Annotated in this window: 3 protein-coding genes; all 3 read right to left on the reverse strand. The window is 64.3% G+C overall.

The features are described 5' to 3' along the window. Positions 1-243 precede the first annotated feature (243 nt). The 3 genes from E1832_RS00420 to E1832_RS00430 are packed head-to-tail and all read right to left on the reverse strand — an operon-like array spanning position 244 to position 8,670. On the reverse strand, positions 244-3,396 hold the full coding sequence (locus tag E1832_RS00420; protein ID WP_133357820.1) for a hypothetical protein: 3,153 nt from the start codon (positions 3,394-3,396) through the stop codon (positions 244-246). A gap of 12 nt (positions 3,397-3,408) precedes the next feature. Then, positions 3,409-6,930 carry a hypothetical protein gene (locus tag E1832_RS00425; RefSeq protein ID WP_133357821.1) on the reverse strand — a complete coding sequence of 1,174 codons (3,522 nt, stop codon included), beginning with the start codon at positions 6,928-6,930 and terminating at the stop codon, positions 3,409-3,411. A 30-nt stretch (positions 6,931-6,960) separates the two neighbouring features. Then, complete coding sequence (locus tag E1832_RS00430) at positions 6,961-8,670, reverse strand: hypothetical protein (protein WP_133357822.1); 1,710 nt, start codon at positions 8,668-8,670, stop codon at positions 6,961-6,963. Between the last annotated feature and the right edge of the window lie 475 nt (positions 8,671-9,145).

Raw genomic sequence — 9,145 nt, forward strand, 5'->3', positions numbered from 1 at the left:
CCATCTTTTTTTCAAAAACACAGAAAACAACCTGTTTTCAACGCTTTAAAAGTGAAGACCCCAGCAGGAGCCGCAGTGCCCCTCTGCCCCGCCGGACCGATCACACGACTCATCCACGGCATTCCCGGTCCAGGCGGAGTTACCCACAGGGATACCCACAGAAACACCCCGGATCATGGCCAAACGGCCGCGAGTCAGGGCGAAAACCGGCCCTGGCGGCGGGGACTCACCGGGCCGTTGGCCTCAGGACGGGGCGTGAATCGCGATATAGCCTTCCAGCGCATCGATATTGGCCGCCACCGTCGCGCTGTTGAGGCGCGCCAGGGTGGCAAAGCTCGCGCCGATCTGCGCCATCCCCTCATGCGGGGCCGCCGACGAGGCCGCACTGACCGGAGCATAGGCGGAAAAGGCCGTCATCGCCCGTTGCAACAGGTCATAGGCGGCGCGGTTCCTGTCCAGCAGCGTGCGGAATTGATCCGGGAACTGCGCGTCAGGCGCCGCGACGGTCAGCTTGTCATAATTGGACCTGGCAAGCTCGAAGGCCGACTTGTCGTGCCAGCCGTCGATCTTGCCCAGTTCGGTGAGCAGCCGGTCCAGCCCCGGCGTCTTGGCGCTTTCGGGGGCGAGCAGCGGATCGGCGCTGCGCGCGGCGGCGCCCTTGAACGCCATCCACGAGTTCAGGGTCAGCTCGGGCCGGCCCGGATGCCATTTACTATCCTTTGTGTTGACGACCCTCAGCACGGTGGGATCGTCGCTCAGCTCGTTCTCGAGATAGGCGATCAGCTTGACGCAGATATCCTTGTCGTTCTGCAACGCCGCCACGGTCAGCCCGGTGGCGCGAATGGCCTGTTGCGCCGAGGGATCGCCCATGATCGACGCGCCATAGGCAATGCAGTATTTGGCCAGAGTCGAGTTGAGCCGAAGCGCCTTGCGCGCGCGCTTGCGGTTGCCGGGGTTGTCGCGGGCATCCTTATAGGCGATCCAGCCCACCGAGATCGCCCGCTCGGTGTGCATCTTGTAGCCGAACTCGACCACCGCGTCGGCCATCGACAAAGATGCGGACACGATCGACGATACACCCGAGGGGTCCATCACCTGCGCCACCGCCGCGCCGGCCTGCGCCGTGTGCAGCACCAGCGATACCTTGGCGTGGTCCAGATGGATCTTGGCGTTCTTCAGGGTGTTCTGCACCGCCGCGGCGACGCCGCTTTGCGCGGCAAAGGCCACCTCCATCGAATCCACCCAGGCATTATGGGTGTCGACGCATTTCTTGAGCACATAGATGTCCTTGGCGACCTTCTGCGCCGCCACCACCGCGCCGGTGCCGGGCACAAGGGCCGCCAGCACCCCTGCCCCGGTGGCGGTCAGCCCGTTGATCAGCGCGACCTTCTGCCGAAGGGCGGCGGTATTTGCCATCGCGCGGTCGATGGCCTGCTGCGCCTGCACGATCTCCTCCGCGGTGCGTTTTGTGATGTCGCCGTCGGGATGGGCCTGGGAATACAGCTCTTCGAAACCGGCCAGTTCCTGATCGGCCTCTTTCATCATCTCCTGGATGGCCTCGGGCGTGAAGGCCTCTGCCAGCTCGCTCTCGGCCCGTTTGCGGGCGTTTTCCTCGGCCTGCTGTTCGATCTGCTGCGCCAGCTCCTCGGCCGAGGTGCCCGCCAGCGGGTCGCTTGAGCCAGCCTTCAGACCGCTCAGCGCCGGCTTGTCCATCTGCTCCAGCGCGCTGGTGATCGCCGCCATCGACTTGGCCGAGCCGGCATCCTGCCCCGCCTCCTGGCCCGAACCGGTGCCCTCGTGGAACTGCGCCTCGCCCTTGTTCATATCCATGATCTCGCGCGAGGCGGTATCGTCGCGGACCCCGTCATAGATCGCCTCGGAACTTGCCCCGAACCCCGCCGCAATCGCCGCGCCGCCCAGCAGCATGGCAAGCTCTCCCTTGTTGCCGTTCTTGATCGCCTGCAGGACCGCCGGTCCCTTGCCCACCTGGGTGATCGCCAGTTTCAGCGCGGTCGCGATCTGGTCAAGCGCGGCGGCCTGATCCTTCAGCTGCTGTTTCTCGGTGCTGTCTTCCGTTTTGCCGGCCTCGTCGGTGATCTTTCCGGCCACCGAACTGATCGAGGACGACACCGTTTCGGCCAGATTGCCGATCAGCTTGTCGATCAGCCTGGCGCGCTTGTTGTCGTCGGGTTCCTTGACCGCAAGGATCAACGTCGGCACCATCTTGACGCCCGCGAACGATGCGGTGATGGCGGCGGACACGCAGGTGATCATGCCGGTCGATGCGCCGTTGCCGCGCATCGCGCTGTCCACCGTCTTGCCGGCAAGGGTCTGGGTGATCGACAGCGCGCCCTCGATGGTATTGCACCATTTGACCAGCGGATCGGGCTCTTTCGAGGCGACGTGATCGACGACTAGCTCGGTCGCGCTCATCCCGCCCAGCAGGATCGCGGTCGCGTTCTGCGCATACTTCGTCTGGTTCTGCATTTCGGTGACCTGACCGGTCAGCGACTTACTTTGGGTCTTGATCGCGTCGCGCCGCTCATTGATCTCGTTGATCCGGTCCTGCGAGGGGGGCGGGGCGCCGTCCAGTTCGGCCTTGAGATCGGCGTCTTCCTTTTTCAGATTGCCGATCTCGCTGTTCTTGTCGGCAATGGTGGTGGCGTTCGAGATGGAGATCGAGTTGGAAACGATGGCCCCGGTGACCGTCACCACCTCTTTCGCGATGCGCATCCCGGTCTTGAACTTGTCCATGCCCTTGGAGTGGGTCTCGGAATAGGCCGCGATCTTGTCGCCATAGAGGTCCATCGCGCCCTTGAAGGCGATTGCCTGCTCCGAATACTGCTCTGGTATCATGTTTTCGGGGATCAGCCCCTCGCGCATCAGCGGCGTCCATAGCTCCTTGCGGATATCCTCGTCAGAAAAAAGACGCTCGCCGTTGTTGTCGAGCTGGTTTTCCATATGCGTCTGCAGCGCGAGGATCCGCTGATGCGCCTGCAGGATCGCCGCCGCCTTTTCCGGCGGGATCTCCATCGTGTTCTGGCCGATATCCTCTTTGGTATCGACCTCCAGATCCATCCGCATGGCCCATTTGCCAAGCCCGGAGTCCGCCAATTCGTCATCGGTGGCGCGCCAGGGGATCTCGTTGCTGCCCGCCTCCTGCTCGGTCAGCGACAGCCACATGGCTTTCACCGCGCCGGGATCCTCCCTGTTCTCGATGACAAGGCCCATGGCCATGTCGACCTCTCCATGAGCCGCGGTCAGGCCGGTGCTCAGCTGCTCCTCGAGAAAGGTCTTTTTCAGGGCTGCGCGCTGTTCGGCCTCGGCCATTTCCTTCGACAGGTCACGCTCGGCGACGAATCCGATCCAGGTGATTTCTGCATCGCTCAGGGGCATGGTTTCACTCTCCTACCGGCCCGGATTAAGGGACTTGAGAACCTGGGTTTCCAGCGCCAGAAGCGTCGCGCGAAACTGCGGCCAGCTGCCGCCATGATCGAACGGATTGTCGCGGTAGACCTCCAGCGCGGGATCCTCTTCGATGCGGTTCGCGATCTTGCGGATCTCGGACAGCACCTTTTCGCGCAGGATCGCCATATCGGCCTTCTTCTTCGCCGGGTCCGTCTCGGCGAGAACCATGTCGATCCCGACCTGCAGGCCGGGCGGAAAGGCGATGACATTGGCCAGGCCCCCAACCTCGCCCAGAATGGTCCTGACCTTGGTCATGGCTGCGTCGAGATCGTCGTCGCCGGTCTGCTCCTCGCTTTGGGCCGCGAGGGTGGTCATGACCGTTCCGGCCGCCAGGGCGGCTTCGGCGACCTTGCCCATATTGACCTTCAGTGCGGTTTCGAAGCCGTCCAGATCGACCCTTTCGCCGCCCGTCCTGACCGTCGTCAACTGGCCAAGGTCCGCAGCCAGTTCCTTGGCGTTGGATATGACCGGCTCAAAGGCGGAAATCGTCGCCTCCGCATCGCCCTTGCCGTTGTTCCAGGCCTTGTCAGCACTTTTGTATTGCGACTCCAGACTGTCGTAGACCGCCTTGTACTCCACCTTGCTGGCCAGCCGGGTGGCGCCGTCCAGCGCGGTTTTCGCCGCCGCCAGCTCGGTCTTGGCGGTCTCGCGCAGCTCGCCCGCCCGTGTTTGCGCCGCGTCCTTGTCCTCACAGGCCTTTGCGGCGCCCTTGGTCAGGGCCGCGATCTGGCGCAGATAGGCCATCGGATCGACCGAGGGTCTGACCTGAACCCTGGCCAGCTCCGCATCGACCTGCTGCTCCAGCGTGGCGGCATCCTGTTCGGCCTTGAGCACACCCTGCTCGGATTTCGTCTCAAGCGTTTTGCGCACCTCGCCCAGCGATTTGCGAAAGGCGCCCTGAACGCCGGTGCCGTGTTGACCCAGCGCCTTGATCTTGTCCAGGGCGGCGACAATCTCCTTTTGCAACCGCTGAACCTCTGCCATTTCGGGAATGCTCAGCGGTCCCGTGCTGACAGCGGCCGGACCGTTCTTGATCAGATCGGCCAGAACCTTTCCCAGAGTCGGATCATCGCCTTTGGGTTTCGCCGACAGCTTGTTTTCGATTCCGTCCAGCCTGACCTTCACAGTACCGTATTTTTCCTTGAGCGGGCCTGTTGCGGCGATCAGCGTCTCGGCCTCGGAAAGCAGCTGCTCGGCTTCGTTCGCCGCGTCGGCGGGCAGCATCGAGGCGGCGTACCCCGACGCAAACTTTTCCTTGCGCGCGGTCAGCGGCTCGGTGCCGTTCATGCGCCATTCCTGCAGCTTCTTGTCGGCCATTTTTTTGTCGAACGCCTGCAGAGCGGTGGTCACACGTTTGTAATCATCGCCTCCCTCGGCGATGGCCGCGCGCATCTCATCCGCCTTTTTCGCGGCGGCGGCCACGGCCTCGGCGCTGCCGGCGGTGTCGGACGCGGCCATCTGATCCAGCATCTGCATCTGCTGGCGCAGCGCATCGATCGCCTCCCGCGGGATGCTCTTGTCCTCACGGCGCTGCACCGTTTCGTCGTCGCGCAGCCGGATGCGGTGATATTCCTTGCGGCCATCGTCCTTCAGCACCACCAGCAGATCGTTCGGGTGCACGCCGGCGACATCACCTTCCGAGATCACCTCGGTGCGATAGAGCGACAGCAGCGCGGTTGCGATCTTTGACGCGGTTTTTGCGGCCTGCTCTTTCGACTGCTCGTCCTCGGGCGAAAGCTGCGCCGCCTGCCGCAGCGCCAGCGCCAGATCACGCTCCATCGCGTCGATGTCCGCCAGGATCGGGCGATAGTCCGGCGCCTCTTGTGTCCCGGCCGTCTCCGCAGCGCGTTTGATCGCGTCCAGACGATCTCGGAACGGCCCATCGTCGCCGCCCATCCCCCACAACCGTTCGATCGCCGCCGACAGCTGCTTGACCGATCGCTCCACGCGCTTGCCCAGGTCCGGTCCATCCTCGGGCAGGTCGGGCAGAACGAAACTGCGCGCATCAATGAAGCTGCGCCAGAGCGATTGCACATCGGCGTGCAGCGCGCGGGCCTCGGCGTGTTTGCCTTTGTCGCACAGGCTCTCCGCAAGGGTCAGCATCTTCAGAAGCGAGACCTTCTGCGGTGCCGAAATCTCGGTCAGGTCGGCCTCATCGGGATAAAGCTTGGCATCCACGACGATCTTGGCCGCGCTGCGTTCGACCGCCGTTTTCAGATAGACGATATTGGCGAGGATGACCTCCTGTTCGCGCTGAAGTTCCTTTCCGCTCAAATCGCCATCGGGGTCGAGCGGTACGATCGCCTTGGCCCCATCGGGGCGCTGCCCGGACCACTCGGCCAGTTTGGTATCAAGGTCATCGCCGTCCGGGTCGACCTCGGCAACGCGCTCCTGCGCGGCGGCTTGCAGCGCCTCGGCGGCGAGCATCTTTTCAACCCGCTGCGCGGCGCTGGCGCGATAGGCGTCCATCTGCCGGGCGCGTTCCTCCAGGGCGTCGCGCCGTTCCGTTTCCGCGGCGATCTGCGCCAAGAGCGCCCGTTTTTCCTGAAACCCCTCGGCGCCCTCGACCTCTTGCCGCAGCCCGTCGATCTTTTCGTCGATCTTTACCAGCGCACCGTCCAGACGTTCGGCATCCGCCTTCAGCCTGTCGCTGCGCGCCAGCTCGCGCGCGGCGACCTCGTCGCCGCCCTGCTCCATCTCCTCCAGCGCAGCGGTCGCGGCGGTCGAAACCGCCGCGGACAAAGCGGCATGGACCGGCTCCAGCGCTGCGCCCAGATCCATCACCGCGATCCGGGCCTGTTTTTCCAGATCGGCGCCTTGCCCGACCGCAACGAACCTGTCGCGCAGGCCTGTGATCTGGACGCGGGCAGCACCGCACAGCCGGGTATGCTCCTGCAGGGCGGTGGCGCGTTTCGCGTCAGCACCGTCGTCCGCCAGCCTCTTGTTCGCAATCGATGGGCTGAGGGTCGGGTGATCCCGGAACTCCGCGATCCTGTCGACCCCGGCCAGGGCCTCGTCGAACACCTCGGTGGTGGCAGGCGGCGCCAGCGCCGCAATCGCCTCGCCAACCTCGCCAGCCAGCGCATCGACAAGGTTCCCCAGTGTGCGCATATCCGTGGTGCCCTGCTCAAAGACCGGCGCATCCTCGGGCGCCGCCCGGACCAGCGTCACGATCTCCAGATGACGCCTCTTGAGCGTCTCGCATTTGTCCTTCTGCTCGGGGACCTTGGTCAGATCGTAGCGGATGCCGATCGCCTCGATCTTCGCCAGAACCTCGTCGCGCGCCACCAGCCACTCCGAAAAGTCGCTCTTGAGCGTTTCAATCGCCGCCGCGATCTCCTGGTTGTTGTTCAGCCGCGTCGATTTCTTGCGAAACAGCTTCCACTTCTGGATCCGCGCCTCCAGCGGGCTGAGGTATTTGGCCAGGAACCGGATTTGCTCGTCTGAAAAATCGAAGGGCACGGATCAGTTCCTTTTACCTGGTCAGGGCGCTCAGCCGCGCGGGGCGAGCACGGCGGCGATTTCCGCCAATGCGGCACCGGCCGAGGCGGCGACGGTCACGTCGACGAACCCGTTGTTGCCGTCCACATCCGAGAAAAACTCTTTTTGCAGTTCGGCCTGATATTCAGCCAGAACGCTCCGCGCGGCCTGTTTTCGGGTCTCGCGCTCGGGCCCCTGCGGGGCGTTCACGACATCGTCCAGCCTGTCGATCAGCCGCGTATCCAGCGCCTTGAGATAGTCATCCAGATCGCCGACCATATTGGCCAGATCCGCCAATCCCGGTTCGGATTTGCAGGCCGCCGCGATCGCGGTCTTGAGCTTGCCCAGCTCGGCATGCATGGTTTCGCGCGTCTTTTCCCATTTCAGCCGGCTGATCGCGAAGGGCCGAACATCCTCGCCCACCTCGGGGCCTGAGGCGCCCGGCGCATTGCCAGCCGCCTCGTCCAGCATCTTTTGCAGGCCGGGAATGATCCGAAGCGCCGCCTCGAACCCCTCGGGGGTGCCCTCGCTGGCAATTCCCTCGGCGTGCTTCAGGCGCATCTCAAATGTGTCCTGCACATCTTTTGCGGCGAACCGCTGTTCCGCGATCGCCGCGTCGGCCCGGGGTTTGAGCGCCGCATAGGCCGCTTCCCACTCGGCTCTGGCGTTCGGGCTGTCGGCCGGCGGCGACTCCGGCGCGGCGGCCGGTGGTTCGGCCGGTGGTTCGGCCGGTGGTTCGGCCGGCGGTTCGGCCGGCGGTTCGGCCGGCGGTTCGGCCGGCGGTTCGGCCGGCGGTTCGGGCGGTGGCGCGGCGGCAGCCTGCGCGCCCATCGCGTCGATTGCCTGACGAACCTTGACCACGCCCTGCGCGGCGCGGGCAAGCTCACCGGCCTTGACCAACGCGCCCAGTTGCTGGATCGGCTTGACCACCTTGGCCCTGAGCGGATCGGGCAGCTTTTGCGCATCCTGCGCCAGCGCCCGGATATCGGCGGCCAGCGCCGCGGCGCTCGGCGTGTCGTCGCCCCGCTCTCTCTCTTTAATCGGTTCCGCAGGCGCCGGCTGGGCCGGCAACTTGGCCAGAACCGCGTCGATCTGATCCATGGTTCCGGCCGCCCCGGCAAGATTCTGGCCCTTGATATCGCCGACGACTTTTTTCAGGGCCTGGGTCAGCTTGTCGGCAACCGGCTTGGGCGCGGCGGCAATCCGGGGCTGAGCGGCCTTGACCCGCGCCACCAGTGCTGCGGCGTCGGAAATCTCCGGCTGCGCGCTGTCCACCTCGGCCTTTTCTTTCGCCGCATCGGCCTGATCCTGCGGTGCCTCGTCGGCGAAATCCTCTTCATCGTCGAACAGATCCGGATCGTCGGGCAGATCCTCGACGTCGGACTCGATGACATTGCCGTCGGAATCGAGGATCTCGACATTCAGTGCGATCTTGTTGGCCTTGAGGAATTTCTTCAGCTTCTTGGCCATGGACGGGACCGCGACCTCGCAGGTCAGCCTCATCACCCGGCCTTCGACCGTGCAGCTGCCGAACGCGGCCTTGGTGCCGGCGCCTTCGCTTTTCGCCGCCTTGCCGAGCACTGCGGCCGGGCGCCTGCGATGCAGCGCGAAGTAGTGTTCATCCTCGGATTTTCCCGGGTTGAAGGCAAAAGGCAGCGGTTGCTTGCGCGACAGCTTGACCATCTTCTTCAACTCAGGGCCTTCAAGTGCGAATTCGGACATTCAAACAATCTCGAAAAAAAATGCGCACATTCAGGCTAGCGTCAAAACTGTACCCTGCATAGACGTTTGACGCTGGCGCTTCGGACCCGGACACAGGGATCGCGGATCGGCCCGCGTCCCGACGGGGCCCGCCGCCGAATACGCACCGCAGGGCCGGGCCTTACATTTTTCCGGCCGGGTGCGTTTTCGACCCCAACGACGCGCAGACCCAGGGCGCCCCGGGCGCGCGCCGGGGGGTTGACCGTCGCGCCGTAGGCACATGGATAGACTGGCTCCCTCACGGGAACAGACCAAAATCAAGTCGGGAAAGGGTGATACTCCATGACGACGACCACCGCCGCCTGATCGCCACCTGCGCGGTCACTTCGGTCACCCCTTTTCTCCAACCTAGGTGTTCAGTCCCGGCATTTGGTGGATCGGATTTAGGATGAATCGATCTGGGTCTGATGTCCAGATTTTACAGATGTATTCGTAG

This window comes from Antarcticimicrobium luteum, from assembly GCF_004358185.1.
Taxonomy (GTDB): Bacteria; Pseudomonadota; Alphaproteobacteria; order Rhodobacterales; family Rhodobacteraceae; genus Antarcticimicrobium; species Antarcticimicrobium luteum.